The organism is Microbacterium alkaliflavum (assembly GCF_044325405.1).
In the GTDB taxonomy this organism is placed as follows: domain Bacteria; phylum Actinomycetota; class Actinomycetes; order Actinomycetales; family Microbacteriaceae; genus Microbacterium; species Microbacterium alkaliflavum.
In genome coordinates this window covers 156,814-182,914 of sequence record NZ_JBIQWL010000002.1, presented here as the reverse complement: position 1 = coordinate 182,914, position 26,101 = coordinate 156,814, and the positions used below count along the sequence as shown (strand labels likewise).

The following is a 26,101-nucleotide window of genomic DNA, read 5'->3' as shown; positions in this document are numbered from 1 at the left end:
GCGCGTGACCGCGCTCGCCGACGACCTCCGTGCCCGACTCGCGGCCGCGGGGGACCCCGTGCGCGCCGTCGCGCAGCAGGCGTACATGAAGTCGTCCATGCCGTTCCACGGCGTCCCGGTTCCGGAGGTGCGGCGCCTCACACGTGCCGCCGCGAAGGAGACGACGGATGCCGCAGCGCTGCGCACGACCGCGCGGGAGCTGTGGGACGAGGCATCCCGCCGCGAGGAGCGGTACGCCGCGATGCAGCTGCTCGCCCTCCGGCCCGTGCGAGCGGACCCCGCGGTCGTCCCGCTCGTCGAGCACATGGTGCGCGCGGGGCAGTGGTGGGACTTCACCGACGATCTCGCGCATCGCCTCGCCGAGGCGCTCGACGCGCGTCCCGAGGACACGGCGGCACTGCTGCGCGTCTGGAGCCGCGACGAGGACTTCTGGATGCGGCGCATCGCGATCATCGCCCAGCTCGGGCGCGGCGATCGCGTCGATCCCGTGCTCCTGACCGACGTCATCGAACCCAACGCCGCCGACCGCGAGTTCTTCATCCGCAAGGCCATCGGGTGGGCGCTGCGCGAGTACGCGCGCGTCGAGCCCGACTGGGTGCGCCGTTTCGTCGCCGGGCACGAACTGAGCCCGCTCAGCGTCCGCGAGGCCCTCAAGCACCTCTGACCGCCGCGATCACGCCTCGCGGTTGAGCTCCTCCAGCATCGACGGGAACACATCCAGATGCGCCCGATGCCCGACGAACACGTCGGCGTGCCCGTAGTCGGGGATCACGTGCACCGTGTGGCGGCCCGGCTGGTGCTTCTCGAGGTAGGCGTGGGTGGCCTGCTGGCTCTGCGGCAGGAATGCATGGTTCTCGGAGCCGGTGAACAGGGCGAACCGCGCCGTCGACTGCGGAGCGGCGCTCGCGTAGCGCACCGGCATCCCCTCGGTCGGCTGGAACGCGACGAGCTGTCCGGCGCGCTCCGATTTCGCGATCTGAGCGTAGAGGGCGAGCGGAATCTTGCCGAATTCGGTCGCGAGCCAGGCGTGCGTCTCGCGGTCGAGGTTGCGGTGGCGCCAGATCGCGGGATGCCCCGATCCGAGGGCGAAGCTCGCCATGTTGCACGCCGGATTGCTGCACTCGACGTGCCAGAGACGCACCATGGAGCGCGTCACGAGGTGCACGCCCTTCTCGGGGCCGTCACCCCACGCGACGTCGACGTACGGCTGACCGCTCTGGAAGAGCGGACGCAGCGCGTGCAGCTTCACCTTCGAGAAGCGGGGCACGACGGGATGCAGCGACACGCCGTTCGAGACGACGGTGTCGATCTCGGGCACGAGGCCCGCGACGACGGCCATGCTGAGGCTCGTCGAGCCCTGGCAATGCGCGATCGCCTTGATCGAGGTCGCACCCGTCTGCGCAACGATGTACCGCACGGCTGCGGGGTGGTCGTATCGGGCGACATCGTCGAGCGTCCAGGGCACCGCGTCGAGATCGGTCGACCCGCGCCAGTTGAAGAGCCAGACGTCCCAGCCGTCCTCGAGGAGGGCATCGACCAGCGACCGGATGGCGGGCGGACGGAACGATTCCGCGCGCATCCCCGCGCCGTGGACGAGGAGCACAGGCGGCTTCGTCGGGGCGGCGGCACCTCGGACGTGGATGAGGGTCAGCGCCACGCCGTCGTCGGCCTTGAGGAAGTGATGCTCGTCGACCTGCGCCCTGCGGGCCGCTGTGACGGTCGTGGTCATCGTGCGGCCCCCTCCGGTGCGCCTGCGGTCTCGTGCGGGGGAGCGGGGGGCAGATAGGCGTCGGCGACGGACTTGCCGAAGAACATCCCGAACCGGCCGATCGAGGCGAGCGGCCCGCGGCCCGCGCCGCGGAAGGTCGTGAGCTGTCGCGCGAAGTCCTGCGGCAGGATCCGCAGCATCCCGGCGGCGATCGCCTGCACCGTGCCGTCGTCGGCCCCGTTCTCGCCCGGCGGCACATGCCCCTTCATGATCCGGATGTACAGCGTCGACGTGTCGCTCCAGATGTCGAGTCCGGGATCGTCGCGCACGGTCTTGAAGCCGTACATCGTGTAGGGAGTCCCGGAGATGTCGCTGAACCACAGGCGGTAGCGCATCTCGCGGGTGCGCGCCTGATCCGTGTCCACGAACAGGTTCGCCCACCCGCGCTGGACCGGCAGCTCGCCGCCCAGCAGGTCGCAGGCGACGTAGCCTTCGGCGACGGCGGTGTGGTCCTCGGTGGAGACGAAGCGCTCGACATCGGGGGCCGTGATCGTGAGCTTGAACATGAAGCGCTGCGAGAGCCGCCGCCCGGTGCGCCAGCCCGTCATCGAATCCGCCGCACCGAGGGCGATGTAGCCCTTCATCTTCTCGGTGAACTCCATGCTGCGCCCCGGAACGGGATCGACGACGGGCGCGACCTCGACCTCGGGTTCGGCGGGCACGGCAGGCGCGCGGCGCTTGGTCCGCGGCTTCTCGAGGATATGCTCGATCGCGCGATCGGCCATCGCCGCGATCGTGAGAGACGGATTGGGCCCGACGGGCCCCGGCACCGCCGAGCCGTCCACGACGAACAGGTCGGGATGCCCGAACGACTCGTTCCAGTTGTCGACCACGCCCTCGTGCACGTGACGGCCCATGGGGCTGCCACCGAGGGGGTGGACCGTGATGACCCGCTTCGTCCACCAGAGCGGATTGTCGCGGAAGGTGCCGCCGAGGGTCTCGGTGATCTCCTTCATCGTGCTGCGCATCGCGTCGAAGTACGCGGCGCTCGTCGCCGTGGTCCACTCGATGTCGAGCTCGCCGTCCCTGATCGTCATCCTCCCGTCCGGCGTGTCGCGTCCCATACCCAGCAGGGGGAGCGAACTCGAGGTGAGCCGTCCCTGGCCGACCAGCTTGGCGACCTCGGCCGAGATCGTCGATTCGTTGCGCCCGCTGAGGCGATTGCCCACCATCTGGCGGACGACGGCTGCGGCGGTCTTGAGCGACGACGTGACCTGCGACGTCTCGATGAGCCAGTTCGCGAACTCGGGGAATCCCGCCTCCTGGACGTAGTAGCCGCGGCCGCGGCCGGCCTCGTCCACGCCGTCGGGCTGGCGGATGGCCGTCGTGATGACGGGGCCGTAGGTCGGATCGATGAACCGGATCTGCCCCGCCTCCGACGTCGAGGTCGCATCCATGCAGAACGTGATGAGATCGCCGTTCCCGCTGAACCGGCTGCCGAGCGCGCGGCCCAGCGCCGGCAGGTTCGCGCGGTTGCGCAGGAGGAGGGCCGTCGTCCCGAACGTGCCCGCGCCGAGCAGGAGCTGATCGCACGTGATCCGGGTCTCAGTGCGCGACCGCTTGCCGTCGGCCTCGGCCTCCGTCCCGTACTGCCGGTATCGCACCTCGTAGCCGCCTCCCGGCAGGGGGACGATGCCGTAGACCTCGGCGAGGGTGCGGATGTCGGCCCCCTTGGCCGCCGCCGCCGAGAGGTAGTTGTGGTCGAGGGTGTTCTTCGATCCCTCGTTGCAGCCGATGTCGCACTCGCCGCAGAGTCGGCAGGTCAGCCGCGTCGCGCCGTGGATGTTGCCGTAGGCCGGCTCCTCGATCATCTGCTTCGGCTGGGGCGCGGCGCCCGGCCGTGGCGCGAACGTCACGGCGAGCGGGGGCGCGAAGCTCGGCATGCCCAGGCTCACCGCGGCATCCCGGAGCGCCTTCGACTTGGGCAGATCGGGGTACGGGTTCGGTGACGGCGTCATCATCGCCTCGACGGCGTCGTAGTGCCGGTCGAGGTCGCTGCGGCCGATCGGCCAGTTCTCGTAGCCGCCGCCGGGAAGCGGCGAGTCGTGGACGAACCAGCGCTCGTCCTTGCGCAGCAGCACGTTGGCGTAGATGAGGGACCCGCCCCCGAGGCCCGCCGACACGATGCCCTCGAGCTTGCGGAAGGACCGGATGTCGAAGAGCCCGAACAGCTCGTCCTTCGGCTCCCAGAACGCGCGGCTCATCTCGTATGGATTGCGGGCGAAGCTTCCGGGCGGGTACGCGCGGCCGCGCTCGAGCACGACGACCGAGCGTCCCGCCTCCGCGAGGCGGTACGCCGAGACCGAAGCCCCGAAACCCGAACCCACGACGACGGCGTCGACGTGCTCAACCTGTGCCCCCACGGCAGTCCCTTCCGGTGCACGGTCTGTCGCCGACCCACAACGGGCTGTGCCGACCCCCACCCGCACCTGAAACCACACGCTAGTGAGCGTGAGCCTCGCGCCGCAACGCATAACCGCGCGCGTATGCGTCGGCCTCCGAGATCGGAGGCCGGGATGACGGCACTCGGCGGTTCCCGACGAATGATGATGGCCGCGGCATCCTCCCCTTCACTATGATTCGGGCAGATCCACTGGGATGAGGGCAGATCCACTGGGGGACCGCCGTCCCTGCGCGATTGGAGTCGAGCAGTGAGCAGACCATCCGTGTTCGGGCGTGCGTTGATCGGGATCTACACGCGCGTGAATCGGCGCACGCCGTGGCACAAGCTGCCCTTCCTCTTCGGGCTGTTCAATCTGATCGCCCTGCGCGATCAGCTCCGCGAGGACAACCTCGTCGACACCCGCACGCCGGGCGGCGTGGGCCTGGCTCCGGGGGTGGCGCTCGCCGACGCGCCCGACGACGAGCGGCGCTTCCGCACGGCCGACGGGTCGTTCGACGATCTGAGCGATCCCGACATGGGCAGGACGGGCACGCGCTTCGCGCGCAACGTCGCGCTCGACAAGGTGTGGCCCGGCACGCCCGAGGAGCTGATGACGCCGAACCCGCGCGAAGTGAGCCAGCGGCTCATGCGACGCGATCAGTTCACGCCGGCGACCTCGATCAACCTGCTGGCTGCGTCGTGGATCCAGTTCCAGACGCACGACTGGTTCGCCCACGGCCGCGAGGACCACGACGACATCGAGATCCCGCTGCCCGAGGGCGACGAATGGTTCGAGGACCCCATGCGCATCCCGCGCACGAAGCAGGACAACACGCGGACCGATGCCGACAAGGACCTCCCGCCGACCTACCTCAACATCAACTCGCACTGGTGGGACGCCTCGTCGATCTACGGCAGCACCGCTGCGAAGCAGAAGGCGGTGCGCAGCTTCGTCGACGGGAAGCTCGTGCTCAAGAACGGGCAGCTCCCGCTCGACCCCGCCTCCGGCGTCGCCCTCACCGGATTCAGCGAGAACTGGTGGGTGGGGCTCGGGATGCTTCACACCCTCTTCACGCTCGAGCACAACGCGATCTGCGACGCCCTGAAGACGAACCATCCGCACCTCACCGACGACGAGCTCTTCGGCATCGCCCGGCTCGTGAACTCCGCGTTGCTCGCGAAGATCCACACGGTCGAGTGGACCCCGGCGATCATCGCGCACCCCGTCCTGAAGGTAGCCATGCGGGCGAACTGGTGGGGCCTCGCGGAGGAGAAGATCCACCGCCGCTTCGGACGCATCAGCAAGAGCGACGTCATCAGCGGCATCCCGGGCTCCGCCCACGATCACCACGGCGCGCCGTACCAGCTCACGGAGGAGTTCGCGGCCGTCTACCGCCTGCACCCGCTCCTGCCCGAGCAGCTCGAGGTGCGCTCGCTCGACGACGGGTCGCTCTTGGACTCGATGGAGTTCCAGGAGATCATCCTGCTCAACGCGCAGCGGGTGCTCGAGGGGCCGCAGGAGGTCGAAGACCTCTGGTACTCGTTCGGCACCCAGAATCCCGGCGCCGTCCAGCTGCACAACTTCCCGCGCTGGCTTCAGGACATCACCCTCCCCGACGGCGTGCGGCTCGACATCGCCGCGCTCGACATCACCCGCGATCGCGAGCGGGGCGTGCCCCGGTACAACGAGTTCCGCCGTCAGCTGCACCTCAAGCCCGCTGCGACCTTCCAGGAGCTCACCGACAACCCCGTGTGGGCGAAGGAGCTCGAGGAGATCTACGGCGACGTCGAGAAGGTCGACCTGCAGGTCGGGATGCACGCCGAGACGCCGCCGAAGGGCTTCGGTTTCAGCGACACGGCCTTCCGCGTCTTCATCCTCATGGCGAGCCGGCGCCTCAAGAGCGACCGGTTCCTCACCGACTGCTACACCGAGGAGTACTACACGAAGACGGGTCTGCAGTGGATCGCCGACAGCAACATGCGCACCGTCCTGCTGCGACACTTCCCGCAGCTCGGAAAGGCGCTCGACGGGGTGCCCAACGCCTTCGTGCCCTGGAACGTCAGCACCTCCCGCACCGCCCCTGCCGCAGCGGCTGCCGTCGCCGGCCAGCACGAGTGACGCATCGCAGCGTCCTGACAAGGAGTTCCATGACCGCGACAACGACCGAGGCGGACCGCGAAGCGCGGATCACCCTCATCCGCACCTACTGGGATGTGCTCATGGCCGCCGACATGGTGGCCTTCCGGAAGCTGCTCGCGCCGGGCGCAGTCATCCACTATCCGGGCCAGAACCACATGTCGGGCGACTATCGCACGACCGACGACATCGTGGGGCTGTACACGCAGCTCACGCAGTTCATCAAGGACGGCGTGTTCGTCGGCGAGGTCCTCGACATCACGGTCGGCGAGATCTTCACGACGGTCATCCTCAAATACGAGATCCGGATGCCGATCAAGACGCTGCACGGACGGGCGACGGGCATCTTCATCCTCGACGAGAACCACCTGATCCAGGAGTACTGGCTCCACGAGTGGAACCAGCAGATGATCAACTGGGTCTTCCGCTCGTCGCGCTGGTTCGGCTGGGTGACCAAGCTCGTGCCCAAGAAGAACAAGAAGAAGTGACGATGGCGCGCCCCACGAAGAAGCAGAAGCCCCTCCCGCCCGGCCGCTTCGGCATGCCGTGGCTGGGGGAGACCCTCGACATCATCAAGAACAACCACGCGTTCTACAAGGACCGGCTCACGAAGTACGGACCGATCTTCAAGACGCGGCTGTTCGGCAACAGCTTCGTCGTCTTCTCGGGCCACGAGGCGTTCCACACCTTCGCGACCGACGAGCGCATCGTGCGCGGCGACGCGGACCCGATCTCGGCGGAGCAGATCTTCCTCAACTCGCTCGCGCTGATCGACGGCGTCGAGCACCACACCCGCAAGGCCGTCATGCTCCGCGCCGTCGGGTTCCGCTCGGCCATCGCGTCGTATCTGCCGACGATGCAGTCGCTGCTCGAGCGCACGATCGACCCGTGGCTGGAAAGCGGGAAGGGCATCAACCTGCGCGCCGACCTCCAGCGGTTCGCGGCGCGGCTCACGGGCGCGCTCTATACAGGCGATCTGAGCGAGGAGCACGCCGCCGAGCTCGACTACCACCTGGCGAACATGCGCGAGGCGTTCATGACGCTGCCCCTCGCGATCCCCGGGACGAAGTACGGCAAGGCCATCGCGGGGCGCAAGCGCATGGACGTCATCATCGCCGACGCGCTCGAGAAGCATCGGCGCGGCGGCTACGACGACATCGTCTCGCGCATGATCACGGCCGCGAACGAGTCCGACGTGCCCATCGAGAAGCTCCGAGGTGACATCCGGCACCTCATCTTCGCCGGGCAGGGCGGCTACTTCGTGCCGCTGACCCTCGTGACGATGATCCTGGGACAGCATCCCGACATCATGGAGAAGGCGAGGGCGGAAGTGCTCGCGATCTCGCCCGACGGCCCCGTCACGATGGAGCAGGTCGAGCAGATGGAGTACCTCGAAGCGATCTCCAAGGAGCTGCGCCGCTACTTCGCGATGAACTCGGCGACGTTCTTCGGTCGCGTGCAGGAGGACATGGAGGTCGGCGGCTACCGCATCCCCAAGGGATGGGGCGCCATCGGCGGCATCCACATCAACATGCGCAACCCCGACGTGTTCCCCGACCCCGACCGCTTCGACCCCGACCGATTCGCACCGCAGCGCGAGGCGGCGCTCGCTCCGGGAAGCTACGTGCCGCACGGCGACGGCCAGTCGACGCACCACCGCTGCCCCGGCGAGAACATCGTCACGGTCGCCGTCAAGGTCTACCTGACGCTCCTGCTGCGCAAGGCCGAGTGGTCGCTGCCCGATCAGGACCTCACGCTGACGAACGAGCTGTTCCCGCTGCCCGCGAGCGGGCTGCAGGTGAACTTCCGGCAGCACGTCCCCGTCGCGAGCTGATCGAGGGGAGCCTGCGAAATGTCTGACCAACGAGGGCTGCGCAAGCTCATGCACCTGACGAACCTCATGGTGTACGGCGACCGCCAGCCCATCACACGGACGCCCGCCGATGTCGGGCTCGCGTTCGAGGAAGTGGCGTTTCCTGCGACCGACGGCGTCGACCTGCGCGGCTGGTTCGTGCCGGCGGGCGACGCGAAGGCGCCCGCCGTCGTGTGGGTGCACGGGTGGCTGTGGAACCGCGCGGGCAACGCCGCGGGGCGCGTGCCGTTCGTCGACCGCGACGTCGAGTTCCTGACCGCGACGAAGGCGCTGCACGACGCCGGCATCCACGTGCTGATGTTCGATCTCGCCAACCACGGCGAGAGCGGCAAGCGCCCACCCCTCACGCACGGCGTGTGGGAGGCGCGGGACGCGGCCGGGGCGGTGAAGTACCTGCACAGCCGGCCCGAGGTCGATCGCGATCGGATCGGAGTCATCGGCACGTCGGCGGGCGGCAACACGGCGATGTACGCGATCGCCGGCGGGACGCCGGTCAAGGCGCTGCTGTCCATCCAGCCGACCAAGCTCAAGGTGTTCAACCGCAACTTCGCCCGCACCGAGCTGGGTCCGTTCGGCCCCGCCGGGGCGAGCAGCACGAACATCGTGTACTTCTTCATGCGCGCCCCGCTCCCGATGCGCCACGACCCCGGCATCCCCGCCCGCAAGCTCGGCGACACCGTCGTGCAGTACGTGCAGGGCACGGGCGATCCGTGGGGCGAGATGGGCATCGTCGAGGGCTTCTCGCGGGTCACGCCGCACTCGCTCGGCGTCATCGCCTACCCGTCGACGGGACGGTACGAGGGGTATCAGTACGTCACCAAGGAAGCCGGCGCCGTCGTGGACTTCTTCACGACCCACCTGTAGCTCCCACGACCCCTTCGGACGAGGACCGCCCCGGGCGCCTGCGGCGCGCGGGGCGGTTTCTCATCGCGAGGGAGGTTCCCTCTGCGTCAGGGGTGCCAGAGGCCGTCGTGCGCCTTCTGGCGCGTGTACTGGCGCGGGTCGAAGAACCGGTCGTAGTACTCCAGCTCGAGGTGCGAGAACTGCAGCCACATGCCGGGCGTGTAGAACGCGTCGACGTGCGCCGGGAAGCGGCCGTACGTGTCCCAGATGTAGTTGCAGATGTCCTTCGTGTAGGCGATCTCGTCGGGGCCGAACTTCGTGCCCTTCTCGAAGAAGGCGCGCGCGTCGTCCTTGCTGCGGTACGGGCTGGACCACACCGCCTCGTTGCCGTAGGCGGGACCGGTGGCGCTGTACTTCGACTCGACGACGCGGTCGACGGCCTCGTCCATCGACGACACGTACGGGGGCGTGAGCCCCTCGAGGATGCCGTCGATGCCGACGGGGTTGGGTTGCGAGGCGGGCACCGGCGGCCACTTGCGGTGCTTCTTCGGCTCCTCCAGCCGGAACCCGAGCCCATGCCAGCCCTTCGACTCGTCCTGCTGCCAGATGTAGGGCGGGAAGACGGAGCCGTGGATCCAGCCGCCGAGGCCCATGGCCTGCCCGAGCAGCATGAGGTTCTGGAAGTAGAAGAACGACTCGTAGTCGGTGCGCAGCGCGTGACCGAACCCGAGGGGGGCCTGGCTGTCCTTGTTGACGTAGCCGCTGCGCACGCGCGACAGCCCGCCGATCGGGTGATACGGGATCTTGGGGGAGATGCCGAGGCCCCCGCCGATCTTCGCGAACCACTCGACGAAGCCCTTGGGCTGGAAGCTGCGCCAGTCGTCGAGGAAGAGCGGCCGCATGCCGCCCGGCTCGGTCAGCAGGATGATGATCGCGTTGATGTACTGCCACGTGCAGTCCACGACGGGGAAGAAGATCGTCGTGCCGGGCGTGTTCGAGGCCTGGTTGTTCCAGCCCAGGTAGTACGGCCACTCGCGCGGGAAGTCGAGCCGCTTGTCGGAGATGCGGATGGTGCACTCCGCCGCGGCCGAGACCCAGTCGTCCTCGGTCCAGTCGCCCCACTTCGGCGGGAGCTCCTTGAGCAGCTCGAGCGCGCGGGTGCCCTTCGGCGGCTTGAGCAGGAAGATCCCGTCGTCGTTGATCATGAAGAAGTAGGTGGCCTGTGCGTTGTCTGCGCTGCTCGCCGTGCGCGCGAGGATGTTGAGGAACGGCGTGCCGAGCTCGGGGAGGCCGTTCTTCTCGAGCAGCGGCCCGTCGTGCGTCGTGATGCCGGTGATCCCCGTGACGCACGTGATGAGGATGGCCTCCTCGAGCTTGCTCAAGGGAGCGGGGGCGTTGTGGCTCTCGTGGCTGAGCGGGCCCGCGTCGACCGAGAATCCGCGGGGGATGCGGCGAGTGCGACGATCCGTCAGCGCTGACAGGAACGGGTAGCTCGCCAGGTCTGCAAGGGCGGGGTTGATCCCCGTCTGTGCGGGCCTCGGCGCGGAGTCATCGATCGTGGTCATACGTGCGCTCCTGGTTCGTCAGTTGTGGAGGTCGAGCTGGGCGGTGATGGTGGGATAGACGTCGCGCGCGGCATCCTTCCCGATGAAGCAGTCCATGTGGGCGTAGTCCGGGATGATGTGGCGCGAGTACAGCTCGGGCCCGTTGCGCTCGACGAGGAACTCGTAGGTGAGCTTGCTGCCCTCGGGCAGGAACAGCCGGTTGTGCTCGCCATGGATGAAGGCGATCGGCACCTTGAGCCCCTCGACGTCGTCGAGGTAGTCGTGGTCGCCGTCCCAGCTCACGGCGTGGTCGGCACGGAGCATCTTCGTGACGTGCGTGAGGGTGCGGATGTTCGCGACGCCGAAGGCCTCCTCGAGGTGATCGTGGGTCGCGTCGTTGAGCTTGTCGTGGTCGTAGACCTCGCCGTACATGAACATCACGCGGCGGCAGAACGGGCGGTCGCACGGCTCGTCCCCCGACGGGTAGATCGCGAGCGCCTTGTCGTAGAGCTTCTCGCCCCACGACGGATCGTCGTCGAACTCGGTCGTGAGCGTGTCGAACCCGAGGGCGTCGAGGATGTTCCCCGCGTAGATGCCGGCGCGCAGCTCGTTGAGCGTGCCGCCCCGCGGATGCAGGGTCACCTGCGACGCGACCGCCGAGCGGACCCCCGGAAGGCCCAGCTGAAGCGCCATGAGCATCGTGAGCGAGCCGACGCAGTGGGCGACGATCTGCACGTCCGCGACGCCCGCGACCTCGCGGACCTTGTCCACCGCGGCCGGATAGTCGTGGGCCGCGATGTCGTCGAGCGTGAACTGCGTGCTCGCCGACTCGAGGAGCGGACTCGCGCGGTAGTCGAGCACCCACACGTCGTACCCGTGCTCGAAGAGGTACTCGGGATAGTTCGTGTCGGTCGTGTCGATCGTGTACGCGATCGACGACGTGCCGAACCCCGGCGTCAGGATCACGGGGCCCTTCGTGCCGCCCTCGAAGCGCGTCAGCTGCAGCTCGACCCCGTCATCCGTCGTGAACCGGTACACCGTCGGCTCGCCGCAGCGCAGCGGCCTCCGAACCCGATCAGGGGCGTCGGTGACCGCGCCCACCCCGTCGCCATCGCTCATTTCGACCCCCGAATGGATGCCGGACCATGCGTCGTCGAGGTTGAGCCCCCATCTGCCCCGCCCGCGCGACGATTCAGCATATTGGCATAGGTGCGCCCACGTCACTGGATTCTCCGCGACACGGCGGAGGGTAGCCTGGACCGAACCACATCTTGGAGATCTCCCTTGACTGACGTCGCCCTTCCGTCGGAGGTGGCCTTCCCCGCCGACGGCTTCGCTCTGTTCCCCGACCGCTCCGTCATCGCCCTGCGTGTCAACGGCGAGCTGAAAGACCTCGCGACGGTCGTCGATGCGACGGATGCCGTCGAGCCGGTCACGATCGGCAGCGCCGACGGACTCGCGATCCTGCGCCACTCGACGGCGCACGTGCTCGCGCAGGCGGTGCAGCGGATCAAGCCGCAGGCGAACCTGGGCATCGGCCCGCCCATCACGGACGGCTTCTACTACGACTTCGGCGTCGCCGAGCCCTTCACTCCGGAGGACCTCAAGGCGATCAAGAAGGAGATGGAGCGGATCGTCCGCGAGAACCAGCGGTTCGTCCGCCGCGTCGTGACCGACGACGAGGCGCGCGCCGAGCTCGCCGACGAGCCGTTCAAGCTCGAGCTGATCGGCCTGAAGGGCGGCGGCGCCGACAAGACGGAAGGGGCTTCCGTCGAGGTCGGCGCCGGCGAGCTCACGATCTACGACAACGTGAACCGCGACGGCGAGACGGTCTGGAAGGATCTCTGCCGCGGACCGCACGTGCCCGGCACCCGCCTCCTCGGCAACGGCTGGGACCTCACCCGCATCGCCGGCGCATACTGGCGCGGCAGCGAGAAGAACCCGCAGCTGCAGCGCATCTACGGCACGGCCTGGCCGAGCAAGGACGAGCTGCGCGCGTACCAGGAGCGTCTCGAGGAGGCCGCGAAGCGCGACCACCGCAAGCTCGGCAAGGAGCTCGACCTCTTCTCGTTCCCCGACGAGATCGGCTCGGGCCTGTCGGTCTGGCACCCCAAGGGCGGCGTCGTCCGCGGCGAGATGGAGCAGCACGCCCGCCGCCGCCACGTCGCGGGCGGCTACACCTACGTCTACACGCCGCACATCTCGAAGGAGGACCTGTTCCTCACCTCGAACCACCTCGTCACGTACAAGGAGGGCATGTTCCCGCCCATCCACCTCGATGAGGAGCGTGACGAGGACGGCGCGATCACGAAGCACGGCCAGGACTACTACCTGAAGCCGATGAACTGCCCGATGCACATCCTGATCTACCGGGAGCGGGCACGCAGCTATCGCGACCTGCCGATGCGTCTCGCCGAGAACGGGACCGTCTATCGCAACGAGCTCTCCGGCGCCCTGCACGGGCTCACCCGCGTGCGCGGATTCACGCAGGACGACTCGCACCTGTTCGTCACTCCGGATCAGCTCGAGGAGGAGACCACTCGAGTCCTGGAGTTCGTCATCTCCATGCTGCGCGACTTCGGTCTCGAGGACTTCGAGCTCGAGCTGTCGATGCGCGACGACGAGAAGGACAAGTGGATCGGCTCGGACGAGTTCTGGGACTACTCGACCGACGCCCTGCGCAACGTCGCGGTCGCGAGTGGCCTGAAGGTGACCGAGGTGCCCGGTGAGGCGGCCTTCTACGGCCCCAAGATCGATCTCAAGACGAAGGACGCCATCGGGCGCACCTGGCAGCTGTCGACAGTCCAGGTCGATGTGAACCTGCCCGAGCGCTTCGAGCTCGAGTTCACCGACCGTGACGGCCAGAAGAAGCGGCCGATCATGATCCACCGGGCCCTGTTCGGGTCGATCGAGCGGTTCTTCGCGATCCTGCTCGAGCACTACGCGGGCGCCTTCCCCGTGTGGCTCTCGCCCGTGCAGGTGGTGGGCATCCCGGTCGCCGACGAGTACGCCGACTATCTCGGCGGGATCGTCGAGCGCCTGCGCGCGGAGGACGTGCGCGCCGAGCTCGACCGCAGCGACGACCGCATGCAGAAGAAGATCCGCACGCACACGACCCACAAGGTGCCGCTGCTGCTGATCGCCGGCGATCAGGACCGTTCGGCGGGCACCGTCTCGTTCCGGTTCCGCGACGGCTCGCAGCGCAACGGCATCCCCGTCGACGAGGCGATCGCGCTCGTGAAGGGCGCGATCCAGGCGAAGACGCTCGTCAACACCGCGGAGGACCTGGCGTGACGGACGACGCGGGGGACGCGGGGCTCGTCAAGGCGAGCACGCTCCCCGGCGTCCCCGACGAGTTCCAGCGGCTGTGGACGCCGCATCGGATGGCGTACATCCAGGCGGGGCCCGAGCCGCTGCGCGAGACGTGCCCGTTCTGCGCCGCGCCGGACATGTCCGACGTCGACGGGCTCATCGTGCACCGCGGCGTCACGTCGTACGTGCTGCTGAACCTGTTCCCGTACAACTCGGGGCACCTGCTGGTGTGCCCGTACCGTCACATCTCGACGTACGACGAGGCGACCGCCGAGGAGGTCGCCGAGATCGGCGCCCTCACGCAGCAGGCGATGCAGGTGCTCCGGGCCGTGTCGAGGTGCGACGGCTTCAACATCGGCATGAACCAGGGGAGCGTCGCCGGCGCCGGCGTCGATGCGCACCTGCACCAGCACGTCGTGCCGCGGTGGGCGACCGACGCGAACTTCTTCCCGATCATCGCCAAGACCAAGGCCCTGCCGCAGCTGCTCGGCGACGTGCGCCAGGCCGTCGCCGACGCCTGGGACGCCTGACGCGCCCGACCCGCGGGGGAGTCAGCGCACCTGACGCGCCTCGAACTGCAGGCGGGGGTGGGCGTAGGCCTCCTGCGATTCGACGAGCTGCAGCTCGCGCTGCCCCGAGTCGAACGTGTTCTGGAGGAGGTCGAAGACGCTCGACGTCGTGCGGGCGAGGGCGAGCGCGGCGTCGCCCGTCGCCTGGTAGTGCGCCGTGAAGAGCGCCGCCGTGACATCGCCCGACCCATTCGCCTTCATCGGGATCTGCGGCGTCTGCACGATCCACGCGCCGTCGTCCGTGACGGCGAGCATCTCGATCGTGCCCTCCGGACGGTCGGGCCGCTCGACGCTCGTGACGAGCACCGTGCGCGGACCCATCTCGCGGGCCCGGTCGGCCGATTCCAGCGTCGAGGCGAGGTCGGCGGGCTCTGTGCCGGTCAGGAAGCCGAGCTCGAACTGGTTCGGCGTGATGATGTCGGCGTGCGGCACGACGCGCTCGCGCAGCAGGATCGGGATGGCGGGGGCGACGAAGCATCCCGATTTCGCATTGCCCATGACGGGGTCGCACGAATAGATCGCGGAGGGGTTCGCCGCCTTGACGCGGGCGACGGCATCCAGGATGACGTCTCCGATGCCCTCGCTGCCCTGATAGCCGGACAGCACGACGTCGACCTCGGGGAACGCGCCGCGCTCCTCGATGCCCGTGATGACCTCCGCCACATCCGCAGGCGCGATGAGGGGCCCGCGCCACGCGCCGTAGCCCGTGTGGTTCGAGAAGTTGACCGTGTACACGGGCAGGACCTCGACGCCGATCCGCTGCAGCGGGAACACGGCGGCGGAGTTCCCGACGTGACCGTAGGCGACGGCGGACTGGATCGACAGGATCTTCACCGGTCGATCATCCCACCTTGCGCAGGGCGTCCCCGGCGCGCACGGCGGCGGCGAGGTCGGCTGCCAGCTGCTCGGCGTCCTCGTCGTCGAGGTCGTGCACGGTCAGGCGCAGATGCCACGACGCGTCGTCGTCGGAGAGCACGAATTCGTCGCCGGGGCGGGCGAGCCACCCTCGCCGCATGAGCCGCTCGGTCACCCCGCGGGCAGGCACGGGCACGCGCACCCAGAGGTTGAGGCCGTCGCCCGCGACCGCCGGCACGCCGTGGAACGTCAGGCGCCGGGCGAACTCGGCGTTGCGGTCGGCGTAGTGCGCACCTGCCTCCGCGATCCCGGTCAGCACGTCCTCGTCGGTGACGAGGGCGTGCGTGAGGCGCTGCAGCAGGTGGCTCACCCAGGTCGTGCCGGGGGTCAGGCGCATCGCGAGCCGCTCGGCCGTCCGGGGATCGGATGCCGTGACGGCCAGGCACATGTCGGGTCCGAGCGACTTCGACACCGAGCGCACGAGCGCCCAGCGGCGATGGCCCGGTCCGATGAGCGAGTGGTGGGGCCGTGTCGAGAGCATCGCGAAGTGGTCGTCCTCGATCACGAGGACGTACGGGTGATCGGCGAGCACGGCGCGGAGGTCGGCGGCGCGCCGTGCCGAGAGGCTCGCACCCGTGGGGTTCTGTGCGCGCGGCGTGCACACGACCGCCCGCACGCCGTCGGCGAGCGCGGCGCGCAGGCCCGGGACCGTCATCCCCTCGTCGTCGACGGGGATCGCGACGGGACGGTAGCCGCCGAGACGCACCGTGTGGATGCTCGCGAGGAAGCAGGGGTCTTCCAGGCCCACGGCGTCATCGCGTGTGAGGGCCTGCGCGAGCAGCCGCTCGATGGCATCCGACGCGCCGCTCGTGATGGTCAGACCGAACGGGAGCGCCGCATCGACGGCATCCCGCATCCAGCCGTTCGCCCACTCGGCGAGGTCGGGGTCGATGACCGGCTCTCCGTAGAGCACGGGCCTCCCGGCGACCCGCGCGAGCGCGGCCGACGGATCGGGGATGAGATCGGGATCGGGATTCCCCGTCCCCACGTCGCGCAGCACGCTGTCGCTCGCGTAGCCCTCCTGCGCGACCGGGGCGCGGTCGGCGATGCGGGTGCCGCCGCGCCCGCGGGTCACGACGACCCCGGCCCGCGTCAGCTGACCGTAGGCGGCGACGACGGTGTTGCGGTTGACGTGCAGCCGGTCGGCGAGCGCCCGCACCGGCGGCAGCGCGTCACCGGGAGACAGCGCGCCGCGATCGAGCAGCCGCCGCACGCTCTCGGCGATCTCGGTCGCCGTGCCGCCGACGATCTCGTCGTCCATCGAGCCCCCTCCGAGCCGTGAAATGTTCGAGCTGGGTCGTGCTATGTTTTGGCCTAGGCCAATACCGAGGAGTCTATCCATGTCTGCCCCCACCACCGGTTCCTCGCGCGTCAAGCGCGGTCTCGCAGAGATGCTGAAGGGCGGCGTCATCATGGACGTCGTCACGCCCGACCAGGCGAAGATCGCCGAGGATGCCGGCGCCGTCGCCGTCATGGCGCTCGAGCGCGTGCCCGCCGACATCCGCGCGCAGGGCGGCGTGTCGCGCATGAGCGACCCCGACATGATCGACGGCATCATCTCGGCCGTGTCGATCCCGGTCATGGCGAAGGCGCGCATCGGCCACTTCGTCGAGGCGCAGGTGCTCCAGGAGCTCGGCGTCGACTACATCGACGAGTCAGAGGTCCTGTCTCCGGCGGATTACGTGAACCACATCGACAAGTGGGGCTTCACGGTTCCCTTCGTCTGCGGTGCGACGAACCTCGGCGAAGCGCTTCGCCGCATCAACGAGGGCGCCGCGATGATCCGCTCGAAGGGCGAGGCCGGCACGGGCGACGTCTCGGAGGCGACCAAGCACATCCGCAAGATCACCGGCGAGATCAACGTCCTCAAGTCCCTCACGAAGGACGAGCTGTACGTCGCGGCGAAGGAGCTCCAGGCGCCCTACGAGCTCGTCGCCGAGGTCGCCGAGACCGGCAAGCTGCCCGTCGTGCTCTTCGTCGCGGGCGGCGTCGCGACGCCCGCCGACGCGGCCATGATGATGCAGATGGGCGCCGACGGCGTCTTCGTCGGCTCGGGCATCTTCAAGTCGGGCAACCCCGCACAGCGCGCGGCGGCCATCGTCAAGGCGACGACGTTCTACGACGACGCCAAGGTCATCGCCGACGTCTCCCGCGGCCTCGGTGAGGCCATGGTCGGCATCAACGTCTCCGACCTGGCCGCACCGCACCGCCTCGCCGAGCGTGGCTGGTAGTCGCACACCGCACGTCGGCATCCTCGCCCTCCAGGGAGACGTGCGCGAGCACGCGCAGGTGCTGCGCGCCCTGGGTGCCGAGGTGTCGCTCGTGCGCCGCCCGACCGAGCTCGCCGCGGTCGACGGACTGGTGATCCCGGGCGGCGAGTCGAGTGTCATCGACAAGCTCGCTCGCGCCTTCGACATGCAGGGTCCCGTCCGCGACGCGATCGCGGCGGGGATGCCGGTCTACGGCACCTGCGCCGGGATGATCATGCTCGCCGACCGCATCACGGGTGCGATCGACGGACAGGAGACGTTCGGCGGCCTCGACATCGTGGTCGCACGCAACGCCTTCGGCAGCCAGGTCGACTCGTTCGAGACAGACCTCGCCGTCGACGGGTTCGACGGCGGGCCCGTGCACGCGACCTTCATCCGGGCGCCTCTGGTCACCGAGGTGGGGGAGCGCGCCACGGTGCTCGCGGCGCTTCCCGACGGAGGGGTCGTCGCCGTCGAGCAGGGATCGCTGCTCGCCACGGCGTTCCACCCGGAGGTCTCGGGCGAAGTCCGCTTCCACGAGCGATTCCTCGACCGCGTGCGCGCCGCGGCGTGAGAACCGCACCCGCGGCCGGTTAGGGTTCACGCATGGGGATCAACGACTGGTGGCGCGATCATCCTGAAGAGCGGTACTGGATGATCGCGCCGTCGCGCGGAGTCGTCGGCGAAGCCCTGAGCGCGCCGGTCTCGGCCGACGACCGCCGCTTCGAGTGGTCGCACGAGCTCGTCGGCCACACGCAGCCCGGCGACACGATCTTCGTCTGGGACCGCACGCTCGCCACGCCCGGCATCGGCGCGTGGGGTCGCATCCTCGGCCCCCTCGGCACCGACGAGCGGATGCGGCACGGCGACTCGCTGCCGCACTGGCGCATGCCCGTCAGCGATACCCTCCGCCTCGCGTCGCCCATCAGCCTGACGGCGCTGCGGCGCATCGGCTCCGACATCGTGTCGGTGCGCGACGCGATCGAGGGGCTCACCGACGGTCCTGTGTACTTCCCGTTCATCGGCGGCCCCGACACCCTCGTGCCGGCGCCCGCCTACCTCACCAAGATGCCCCGCGACCTCGTGGCGCTCCTCTCGTCGCGGTTCGGGTTCGAGTTCGCACTGTGACCGCGTGGGTCGCGCTCCTGCGCGGAGTGAATGTCGGCGGCATCACGATCCGCAGCGCGGAGCTCGCCGACGTCTTCCGAGAGCTGGGCTTCGACGGGGTGCGCACCGTGCTCGCGAGCGGCAACGTCGTCTTCGAGACGGGCGCCGCGCGTCGGGACGACCTCAAGGCGACCATCGAGCAGGCCCTCGGGGACCGCTTCGGCTACGACGCCTGGATCCTCCTCGTGACGCAGGAGGAACTGGCCGCGGCGATCGACGCCTTCCCCTTCGACGACGCCGACGATGCCCGCCAGCCGTGGGTGATCTTCTGCGTCGACGACGCCACGCGTGACGAGCTGACGGATGCCGCGGCATCCCTCGATCCCGCCGTCGACCCTGTCGCCGCCGGCCCGGGAGTCGTGTACTGGAACCCCGCGAAGGGCACGACGACCGACACCGCGTTCGCGAAGGTCCTGGCGAAGAAGGCGTTCAAGCCGCGCACGACCAACCGCAATCTCCGCACGCTGTGCAAGCTCGCGCTGTGACGAGGCGCCCGCCCGCCTAGGATCGTGCGATGGCGCACAACCCCGACATCCCCGACGCCTTCGACGTCTACACCGTCGTCATCCTCCGTCGGCCGGCGGATGCGCCCGAGCTGCCCGAGGCCGACCTCGACGCCCTCCAGGCGCGGCATCTCTCCTACCGCGCGGAGCTGCGCCGTCGCGGCGTGCTCGTCGCCAACGGGCCGTTCGACCGGCAGAGCGACGAGGCGTACCGCGGCATGTCGGTGTTCGCGTGCGACCCCGCCGAGGCGGCGCGGCTGTCCGATGAGGACCCGTCGGTGATCGCCGGACGGCTGGCCTACGACGTCATGGAGTGGTGGGTGGCCGCGGACTCGCTCGCATTCCCGCACGCGTCGGCCCCCGTCGGCGACCGGCGCGCCATGCCCGACGAGTGAGCCCGGGCGAGGGGCACGGCACCGCCCTCTAGACTGGAATCCATGTCCGGGCACTCCAAATGGGCGACCACCAAGCACAAGAAGGCCGTCATCGACGCGCGCCGTGCCAAGTCGTGGGCCAAGCTCATCAAGAACATCGAAGTAGCCGCCAAGCTCGGCGGCCCCGACCTTCAGGGCAACCCGACCCTGTTCGACGCCGTTCTTAAGGCGAAGAAGACGTCGGTCCCGAAGGACAACATCGACCGCGCGATCAAGCGCGGCGCCGGCATCGGCGGCGAGTCGGTCGAGTACGCGTCGATCACGTACGAGGGCTACGGTCCCAACGGCGTCGCGCTCATGATCGAGTGCCTCACCGACAACAAGAACCGCGCCGCCGCCGAGGTGCGCACCGCGCTGACCCGCAACGGCGGCACCCTCGCCGACCCGGGCAGCGTCGCGTACAACTTCACGCGCAAGGGCGTCATCGTCGTCGCCGGCGAGGGCACGAACGAGGACGACGTCATGCTCGCCGTGCTCGAGGCCGGTGCCGAAGAGGTCGAGCCGCACGCGCAGGGCTTCGAGGTCATCACCGAGGCGTCCGACCTCGTGACGGTCCGCTCGGCCCTGCAGGACGCCGGCATCGACTACGAGTCGGCCGACGTCGAGTTCGTGCCCAACCTCAAGGTCGAGATCGACGCCGACACGGCGCGCAAGGTCTTCCGCCTCATCGACGCCCTCGAGGACAGCGACGACGTGCAGAACGTCTACGCCAACTTCGACCTCACCGCCGACGTCCAGGCCGAGCTCGAAGAAGAAGAGGACTGACCCGACGCCACGAGCCGATCGGGCGCGCGCGAGCAGGGCGCGCCTGAGCGTGAGCCCCACCGACCACGCCTAGCGTGGGGGAGTGACCCGCGCTCAGGCATCCGTCCGCGTCCTCGGGGTGGACCCCGGACTGACGCGGTGCGGAGTCGGTGTCGTCGACGTCGCCCGCGACCGCTCGGCGACCCTCGTGCACGTCGGGGTCGTCCGGTCCGACCCCGAGCTGCCCATCGAACGGCGTCTCGCGGCGATCGCGGCGGGGCTGCGCGCCGTCCTCGAGGAGCACAGGCCTGACGTCGTGGCGGTCGAGCGCGTCTTCGCGCAGCAGAACCGCAGCACCGTCATGGGCACGGCCCAGGCGAGCGGCGTCGCGCTGCTCCTGGCCGCCGAGCGCGGCCTTCCGGCCGAGACGCACACGCCGTCGGAGGTGAAGGCCGCCATCACGGGCTACGGCAACGCCGACAAGCGTCAAGTGCAGACGATGGTCGCCCGCGTGCTCCGCCTCGACGAGCTGCCCAAGCCCGCCGACGCCGCCGACGCGCTCGCGCTGGCCCTCTGCCACGCGTGGCGATCGGGCGGTCCGGCCGCGCCCAGCGTGCGCGGGCGCGGGGCGCTCACCCCGGCGCAGCGCGCGTGGGCCGACGCCGAGCGCCTCGCCCGGCGCTGAGCCCGACGCGTGTCGGTCGAACAAAAGTCCGAACCCCTGCCTAGGCTCGAACCATGATCTCCTCCGTCCGCGGGCGCGTCGTTCATGCCGACGCCGACTCCGTCGTCGTCGAAGTCGGAGGCGTCGGCCTCGCCGTCGCGGTGCCTCCGCAGGTCGTCCACACGGCGCACCTCGGCGACGAGCTGCACCTGCACACGACCCTCATCGTGCGCGAAGACGCCCTGTCGCTCTTCGGCTTCGGGTCGCGCGAGGAGCTCGCGGTCTTCACGCTCCTGCTCGGAGTGACCGGCGTCGGCCCCAAGTCGGCGCTCGGGGTGCTCTCGACACTCACCGTCGCCCAGATCGCCGACGCCGTCGCGGCCGACGACGACGCCCCGTTCCGGCGCGTGTCGGGGATCGGCCCCAAGACGGCCAAGCTCATCGTCGTGCAGCTCGCGGGCAAGCTCGCTCCCGTGCACCAGGCGCAGCCGCCGCGGACGGATGCCGCCACCGCCGTCGTCGCGCAGGTGACCCAGGCCCTGGTCGGCCTCGGCTGGTCGGAGCGCACCGCCGCCGAGGCGGTGACATCCGTCGCCGACGACGCCTCCGCGATCGACCGCGCCTCCGTGCAGGCACTGCTGCGACTGACCCTTGCGGCGCTGGGACCTGCACGCAAGGAGCCTGCGGGTGGATGACCTGAGAGACGTCGGCGATCCGGTCGACGAGACAGAGCTCGCGATCGAGGGCGCCCTGCGCCCGACGTCGCTCGCCGAGTTCGTCGGCCAGCAGAAGGTGCGCGGGCAGCTGCAGCTGCTGCTCGACGCCGCACGCATCCAGCAGCGCCCGCCCGACCACATCCTGCTGTCCGGCCCTCCGGGCCTGGGCAAGACGACGCTCGCGATGATCGTCGCGCACGAGAGCGGCCGGCCGCTGCGGCTGTCGAGCGGGCCCGCCATCCAGCACGCGGGCGACCTCGCGGCCCTCCTGTCGAGCCTCACGCCCGGAGAGGTGCTCTTCATCGACGAGATCCATCGCATGGCGCGCTCGGCCGAGGAGATGCTGTACCTCGCGATGGAGGACTTCCGCATCGACATCATGGTCGGCAAGGGCGCGGGCGCCACGAGCATCCCGCTCGACCTCGCTCCGTTCACCCTCGTGGGCGCCACGACGCGCTCGGGGCTCCTGCCCAACCCCCTGCGCGACCGGTTCGGCTTCACTGCGCACCTCGAGTACTACGAGCCCGAGGAGCTCGAACGCGTCGTCGAGCGCTCCGCGCTCATGCTCGGGGTCACGGTGCCTCCCGAGCCGCGTGCCGAGATCGCACGCCGCTCGCGCGGCACGCCGCGCATCGCCAACCGCCTGCTGCGGCGCGTGCGCGACTACCTCGTCGTGCACGGCGACGGCGGGGGAGCCGACGCCCGGATCGTCGACGCCGCGCTCGATCTGTACGACGTCGACGCGATCGGCCTCGACCGGCTCGACCGTGCGGTGCTCGACGCCATCGTGCGACGCTTCCGCGGCGGACCCGTGGGGCTCAGCACGCTCGCGGTGACGGTGGGTGAAGAGGCCGAGACGATCGAGTCCGTCGTCGAGCCTTATCTCGTGCGCATCGGGTTCCTGGGCCGCACTCCGCGCGGACGCATCGCGATGCCCTCGGCGTATGAGCATCTGGGGGTCGCCCACGCCGACTCGGCGCTGAGATTCGATGACTTATAATCCTTGGAGGCTTTCGCCGATCCTCCTTCTCCTAGGCAGCGCCGCCACGGCGCGCGCCTGACCTGAAAGGTCCCCCTACCTCCATGGACTTCGCTTCGTTCTTCGCCAACTACGGCCTGATCATCCTGCTGGTCGCGCTGCTGGTCTTCATGTTCTGGAGCTCGCGCCGCCGGATGGCGAAGCAGAAGGCCGAGCAGGAGGCGAAGGCCCGCCAGACCGTGCCGGGCGCCGAGGTGCTCCTGCAGGGCGGCCTGTACGGCACGATCGTCGAGTACGACCCCGACAACCTCGACCGTCCCGCCGTCGTGGAGATCGCCCCCGGCGTCGACATCAAGGTGCACAGCCAGGCCATCCTCCGCGTCGTCGACCCCGTCGCGGGCGCCGTGACCGGCGACGAGTACGTCGAGTCCGAGGCGGAGGCCGTCGAGAACACCGACGCCATCGACGACGACGACACGGACTCCAAGCCCAAGGCCTGATCCCTTCGCCCTTCCCGGGCACTTCAGAAAGCTGACCCCCTCGTGGCGACATCCACCCCCGTGCGGCATGCCTGGCGCGCACTGATCGGCCTCGGCGTCATCATCGCCATCCTCTTCGGCATCAACGCCCTCGGCGTCTATGTCTTCAAGGAGAGCTCCTGGACGCCCGAGCTCGCGCTCGACCTCCAGGGCGGCACCCAGATCATCCTGGAGGCCCAGACCACCGACGGCGCCGACCCGTCCCAGGACCAGATGAACCAGGCGGTCACGATCATCCGCCAGCGCGTCGACGCCTCCGGCGTCGGCGAGGCCGAGGTCACGACCGAGGGCGGCAAGAACATCGTCGTCCAGATCCCGGGCGAGGCCGACGACCAGACGCGCCAGCGCATCGAGGCCTCCGCGCAGCTCCAGCTGCGGCCCGTGCTGTACGCCGGCGCGCCGGCGAACACGTTCGTGGGCGACGACGGCAAGACGACGCCCTACCCGACGCCCGACCCGTCGCTCGTCGCGACCCCGACGGCGTCGCCGACCAACGCGAGCGACACGGCGTGGATCACGCCTGCCCTGCAGGCCGAGTTCCTGGCGTACGACTGCAACGACAAGGCGAACAACCCTGCGGCCGAGCCGACCGATGAGCCGCTCATCACGTGCGACGTCACCGGCACCGTGAAGTACATCCTCGGCCCGGTCGAGCTCGACGGGTCGTCGATCTCCGACGCGACGTATGGCCTGCAGCAGAACAACGGCGTGTGGGCCGTCAACCTCGCGTTCGACAGCAAGGGCACCGAGACGTTCGGCGAGATCAGCCAGCGCCTCTACGGCGCCCAGTCGCCCCTGAACCAGTTCGCGTTCGTGCTCGACGGCAACGTGCTCTCCGCACCCGCCATGCAGGGCGTCATCCTCGACGGCAAGCCGAGCATCACGGGCAGCTTCACGCAGGAGTCGGCCAAGACCCTCGCCGACCAGCTCAAGTACGGCGCCCTGCCGCTGAGCTTCGAGGTGGTCAGCTCCGACACGATCTCGGCGACGCTCGGCTCGCAGCAGCTCGCGATCGGTCTCATCGCGGGCCTCATCGGTCTCGCGCTCGTCGCCGTCTACTCGCTCATCGTCTATCGCGCGCTCGGCTTCGTGATCATCGCGTCGCTCATCGTGATGGGCGTCATCACCTACCTCGCGCTGTGCATCCTGGCGTGGCGCATGGGCTTCCGCCTGTCGCTCGCCGGCGTCGCGGGCCTCATCGTGTCGATCGGCTTCACCGCCGACTCGTTCATCGTGTACTTCGAGCGCATCCGAGACGAGCTGCGCGACGGCAAGTCGATCACGGGCGCCGTGGAAGACGGCTGGGGCCGCGCCAAGCGCACGATCTACATCTCGAAGTCGATCAACATCCTCGCGGCCGTCGTGCTCTACATCCTCGCCGACGCGACGGTGAAGGGCTTCGCGTTCACGCTGGGTCTGACCACCGCGATCGACGTCCTGATCTTCATCCTCTTCACGCACCCCGTGATGCAGCTGCTCGCCCGCACGAAGTTCTTCGGGTCGGGGCACCGCCTGTCCGGCATGGACCCCGAGGCGCTCGGCGCCGTCTACCGCGGACGCGCGCAGTTCCGCGCGCCCGTCACGACGGGCCCCGCCACGGCGGCGAACCGCCGCACGGGGCGCTCGCGCGGCGAGGCCGAGCGACGCCAGACGATCGCCGAGCGCAAGCAGGCCGAGCTGTCGGCGTCCGATTCCGCCAAGACGGCGACCGCCGTGAAGGACAAACCGAGCACGACCGGCAAGGAGGGAGACGACTGATGCGCTCCATGAATCAGCTCGGCAACGACCTCTACACCGGCAAGACCTCGTTCCCGTTCGTCGGCCGCCGGCGTCTGTGGTTCATCATCGCCGCGGCGCTCGTGCTCGGCTCGGTGCTCGTGCCGCTGTTCCGCCCCATCCAGTTCTCGATCGAGTTCACGGGCGGCTCGCAGTTCACCGTCTCGGGCGTGGCGACGACGGACCAGGACATCGCGACGGAGGCCGTGCACTCGGTCGTCCCGGATGCCACGACCAAGGTCACCACGATCGGCGAGGACACGATCCGCGTCCAGACCAACCAGATGACGGCCGCCGAGACGCGCCAGGTCACGACGGCTCTCGCCGACGCCTACAAGGTCGACGAGAGCGAGGTCACGACCTCGTTCATCGGCCCGAGCTGGGGCGCCGACGTGACGCGCCAGTCGCTGTGGGGTCTCGTGATCTTCCTCGCGCTGACCTTCGTCATCCTGGGCCTCTACTTCCGCACGTGGAAGATGTCGGCCGCCGCCATCATCGGCCTGATCGACGTGCTCGTCATCACGATCGGCGTGTACGCGCTGTTCGGCTTCGAGATCTCGCCCGCCGCCATCATCGGCTTCCTCACGATCCTGTCGTACGCCCTGTACGACACGACCGTCGTGTTCGACAAGATCAGGGAGAACACGAGCGAGGACGGAGAGGTGTCGGGCCGGACGTTCGGCGAGTCGGTCAACCTCGCGGTCAACCAGACGCTCGTGCGCTCGATCAACACGACGGTCGTCGCGATCCTGCCCACCGGCGCGATCCTGTTCATCGGCGCCCTGTGGCTCGGTGCGCAGACGCTCACCGACATCTCGCTGTCGATCTTCGTGGGAACGATCGTGGCCGCGTACTCGACGATCTTCGTCGCGGCGCCGCTGTACTCGCTCCTGCGCGAGAACGAGCCCGGGATCGCCTCGCGCGACCAGAAGGTGCTGCACGCGCGGGAGCGGGCCGGCGTCCCGGCCTGATCGGCGAGGATACCC

General features: G+C 69.3%; 25 protein-coding genes. 19 read left to right on the top strand and 6 right to left on the bottom strand.

Annotated elements, in window-relative coordinates:
• Positions 1 to 4: 4 nt before the first annotated feature.
• Positions 5 to 664: a DNA alkylation repair protein gene (locus tag ACH3VR_RS05830; protein ID WP_396639827.1), complete on the top strand. Its 660-nt coding sequence runs from the start codon at positions 5 to 7 to the stop codon at positions 662 to 664.
• A 9-nt stretch (positions 665 to 673) separates the two neighbouring features.
• Here the strand turns inward: ACH3VR_RS05830 and ACH3VR_RS05825 are convergent, their stop codons facing one another.
• Together ACH3VR_RS05825 and ACH3VR_RS05820 are read right to left on the bottom strand one after the other, a co-directional pair.
• Positions 674 to 1,729 carry an alpha/beta fold hydrolase gene (locus ACH3VR_RS05825; protein WP_396639826.1) on the bottom strand — a complete coding sequence of 352 codons (1,056 nt, stop codon included), beginning with the start codon at positions 1,727 to 1,729 and terminating at the stop codon, positions 674 to 676.
• Positions 1,726 to 4,131 carry a GMC oxidoreductase gene (locus tag ACH3VR_RS05820; protein ID WP_396639825.1) on the bottom strand — a complete coding sequence of 802 codons (2,406 nt, stop codon included), beginning with the start codon at positions 4,129 to 4,131 and terminating at the stop codon, positions 1,726 to 1,728. Before ACH3VR_RS05820 ends, ACH3VR_RS05825 begins: the two co-directional genes overlap by 4 nt.
• 288 nt (positions 4,132 to 4,419) lie before the next feature.
• Here ACH3VR_RS05820 and ACH3VR_RS05815 point away from each other — a divergent pair, with 288 nt between their 5' ends.
• From ACH3VR_RS05815 to ACH3VR_RS05800, 4 genes are read left to right on the top strand one after another with little or no spacing between them, the layout of a single operon-like run.
• A complete protein-coding gene (locus tag ACH3VR_RS05815; RefSeq protein WP_396639824.1) occupies positions 4,420 to 6,270 on the top strand; it encodes a peroxidase family protein in 1,851 nt (616 codons plus the stop codon).
• A 29-nt stretch (positions 6,271 to 6,299) separates the two neighbouring features.
• Positions 6,300 to 6,776, top strand: a complete 477-nt coding sequence (locus ACH3VR_RS05810; protein ID WP_396639823.1) for a nuclear transport factor 2-like protein — start codon at positions 6,300 to 6,302, stop codon at positions 6,774 to 6,776.
• A 2-nt stretch (positions 6,777 to 6,778) separates the two neighbouring features.
• Positions 6,779 to 8,122, top strand: a complete 1,344-nt coding sequence (locus ACH3VR_RS05805) for a cytochrome P450 (RefSeq protein WP_396639822.1) — start codon at positions 6,779 to 6,781, stop codon at positions 8,120 to 8,122.
• An 18-nt stretch (positions 8,123 to 8,140) separates the two neighbouring features.
• The gene (locus tag ACH3VR_RS05800) at positions 8,141 to 9,025 is read left to right on the top strand and encodes an alpha/beta fold hydrolase (RefSeq protein ID WP_396639821.1); all 885 of its coding nucleotides are present in this window, start codon (positions 8,141 to 8,143) and stop codon (positions 9,023 to 9,025) included.
• Positions 9,026 to 9,111: 86 nt separating this feature from the next.
• Here the strand turns inward: ACH3VR_RS05800 and ACH3VR_RS05795 are convergent, their stop codons facing one another.
• A complete protein-coding gene (locus tag ACH3VR_RS05795; protein WP_396639820.1) occupies positions 9,112 to 10,569 on the bottom strand; it encodes a hypothetical protein in 1,458 nt (485 codons plus the stop codon).
• Positions 10,570 to 10,587: 18 nt separating this feature from the next.
• Positions 10,588 to 11,667: an alpha/beta fold hydrolase gene (locus tag ACH3VR_RS05790; protein WP_396639819.1), complete on the bottom strand. Its 1,080-nt coding sequence runs from the start codon at positions 11,665 to 11,667 to the stop codon at positions 10,588 to 10,590.
• 165 nt (positions 11,668 to 11,832) lie between these two features.
• On the opposite strand from ACH3VR_RS05790, the gene thrS reads away from it, so the two are divergent.
• Entirely contained in the window at positions 11,833 to 13,842 is a 2,010-nt protein-coding gene (thrS, locus tag ACH3VR_RS05785) for a threonine--tRNA ligase (RefSeq protein WP_396639818.1), read from the top strand.
• A complete protein-coding gene (locus ACH3VR_RS05780; RefSeq protein WP_396639817.1) occupies positions 13,839 to 14,390 on the top strand; it encodes an HIT family protein in 552 nt (183 codons plus the stop codon). The genes thrS and ACH3VR_RS05780 overlap by 4 nt, the downstream gene beginning before the upstream one ends.
• A gap of 21 nt (positions 14,391 to 14,411) precedes the next feature.
• On the opposite strand, the gene pdxY is transcribed toward ACH3VR_RS05780, so the two are convergent.
• Together pdxY and ACH3VR_RS05770 are read right to left on the bottom strand one after the other, a co-directional pair.
• Complete coding sequence (gene pdxY / locus ACH3VR_RS05775) at positions 14,412 to 15,263, bottom strand: pyridoxal kinase PdxY (protein ID WP_396639816.1); 852 nt, start codon at positions 15,261 to 15,263, stop codon at positions 14,412 to 14,414.
• Between the two features lie 7 nt (positions 15,264 to 15,270).
• Positions 15,271 to 16,605 carry an aminotransferase class I/II-fold pyridoxal phosphate-dependent enzyme gene (locus tag ACH3VR_RS05770; protein ID WP_396639815.1) on the bottom strand — a complete coding sequence of 445 codons (1,335 nt, stop codon included), beginning with the start codon at positions 16,603 to 16,605 and terminating at the stop codon, positions 15,271 to 15,273.
• Positions 16,606 to 16,684: 79 nt separating this feature from the next.
• Here ACH3VR_RS05770 and pdxS point away from each other — a divergent pair, with 79 nt between their 5' ends.
• From pdxS to secF, 12 genes are all read left to right on the top strand, one after another.
• Positions 16,685 to 17,575 (top strand): pyridoxal 5'-phosphate synthase lyase subunit PdxS, encoded by an 891-nt coding sequence (pdxS, locus tag ACH3VR_RS05765; protein WP_396639814.1) that lies wholly within the window; start codon positions 16,685 to 16,687, stop codon positions 17,573 to 17,575.
• Entirely contained in the window at positions 17,565 to 18,167 is a 603-nt protein-coding gene (pdxT, locus tag ACH3VR_RS05760; protein ID WP_396639813.1) for a pyridoxal 5'-phosphate synthase glutaminase subunit PdxT, read from the top strand. The genes pdxS and pdxT overlap by 11 nt, the downstream gene beginning before the upstream one ends.
• Before the next feature lie 32 nt (positions 18,168 to 18,199).
• The gene (locus ACH3VR_RS05755; RefSeq protein ID WP_396639812.1) at positions 18,200 to 18,721 is read left to right on the top strand and encodes a hypothetical protein; all 522 of its coding nucleotides are present in this window, start codon (positions 18,200 to 18,202) and stop codon (positions 18,719 to 18,721) included.
• Positions 18,718 to 19,245: a DUF1697 domain-containing protein gene (locus ACH3VR_RS05750; RefSeq protein ID WP_396639811.1), complete on the top strand. Its 528-nt coding sequence runs from the start codon at positions 18,718 to 18,720 to the stop codon at positions 19,243 to 19,245. The genes ACH3VR_RS05755 and ACH3VR_RS05750 overlap by 4 nt, the downstream gene beginning before the upstream one ends.
• 29 nt (positions 19,246 to 19,274) lie before the next feature.
• Positions 19,275 to 19,658 carry a YciI family protein gene (locus ACH3VR_RS05745; protein WP_396639810.1) on the top strand — a complete coding sequence of 128 codons (384 nt, stop codon included), beginning with the start codon at positions 19,275 to 19,277 and terminating at the stop codon, positions 19,656 to 19,658.
• Positions 19,659 to 19,700: 42 nt separating this feature from the next.
• Positions 19,701 to 20,462 (top strand): YebC/PmpR family DNA-binding transcriptional regulator, encoded by a 762-nt coding sequence (locus ACH3VR_RS05740; protein WP_396639809.1) that lies wholly within the window; start codon positions 19,701 to 19,703, stop codon positions 20,460 to 20,462.
• A gap of 82 nt (positions 20,463 to 20,544) precedes the next feature.
• Complete coding sequence (gene ruvC / locus ACH3VR_RS05735) at positions 20,545 to 21,126, top strand: crossover junction endodeoxyribonuclease RuvC (RefSeq protein WP_396639808.1); 582 nt, start codon at positions 20,545 to 20,547, stop codon at positions 21,124 to 21,126.
• A gap of 53 nt (positions 21,127 to 21,179) precedes the next feature.
• Complete coding sequence (ruvA, locus tag ACH3VR_RS05730) at positions 21,180 to 21,800, top strand: Holliday junction branch migration protein RuvA (protein WP_396639807.1); 621 nt, start codon at positions 21,180 to 21,182, stop codon at positions 21,798 to 21,800.
• Complete coding sequence (ruvB, locus tag ACH3VR_RS05725) at positions 21,793 to 22,821, top strand: Holliday junction branch migration DNA helicase RuvB (RefSeq protein ID WP_396639806.1); 1,029 nt, start codon at positions 21,793 to 21,795, stop codon at positions 22,819 to 22,821. The genes ruvA and ruvB overlap by 8 nt, the downstream gene beginning before the upstream one ends.
• 83 nt (positions 22,822 to 22,904) lie before the next feature.
• Positions 22,905 to 23,300: a preprotein translocase subunit YajC gene (locus ACH3VR_RS05720; protein WP_396639805.1), complete on the top strand. Its 396-nt coding sequence runs from the start codon at positions 22,905 to 22,907 to the stop codon at positions 23,298 to 23,300.
• Between the two features lie 42 nt (positions 23,301 to 23,342).
• A complete protein-coding gene (gene secD, locus ACH3VR_RS05715) occupies positions 23,343 to 25,097 on the top strand; it encodes a protein translocase subunit SecD (RefSeq protein WP_396639804.1) in 1,755 nt (584 codons plus the stop codon).
• Positions 25,097 to 26,086 carry a protein translocase subunit SecF gene (gene secF / locus ACH3VR_RS05710; protein WP_396639803.1) on the top strand — a complete coding sequence of 330 codons (990 nt, stop codon included), beginning with the start codon at positions 25,097 to 25,099 and terminating at the stop codon, positions 26,084 to 26,086. Before secD ends, secF begins: the two co-directional genes overlap by 1 nt.
• Positions 26,087 to 26,101 lie beyond the last annotated feature (15 nt).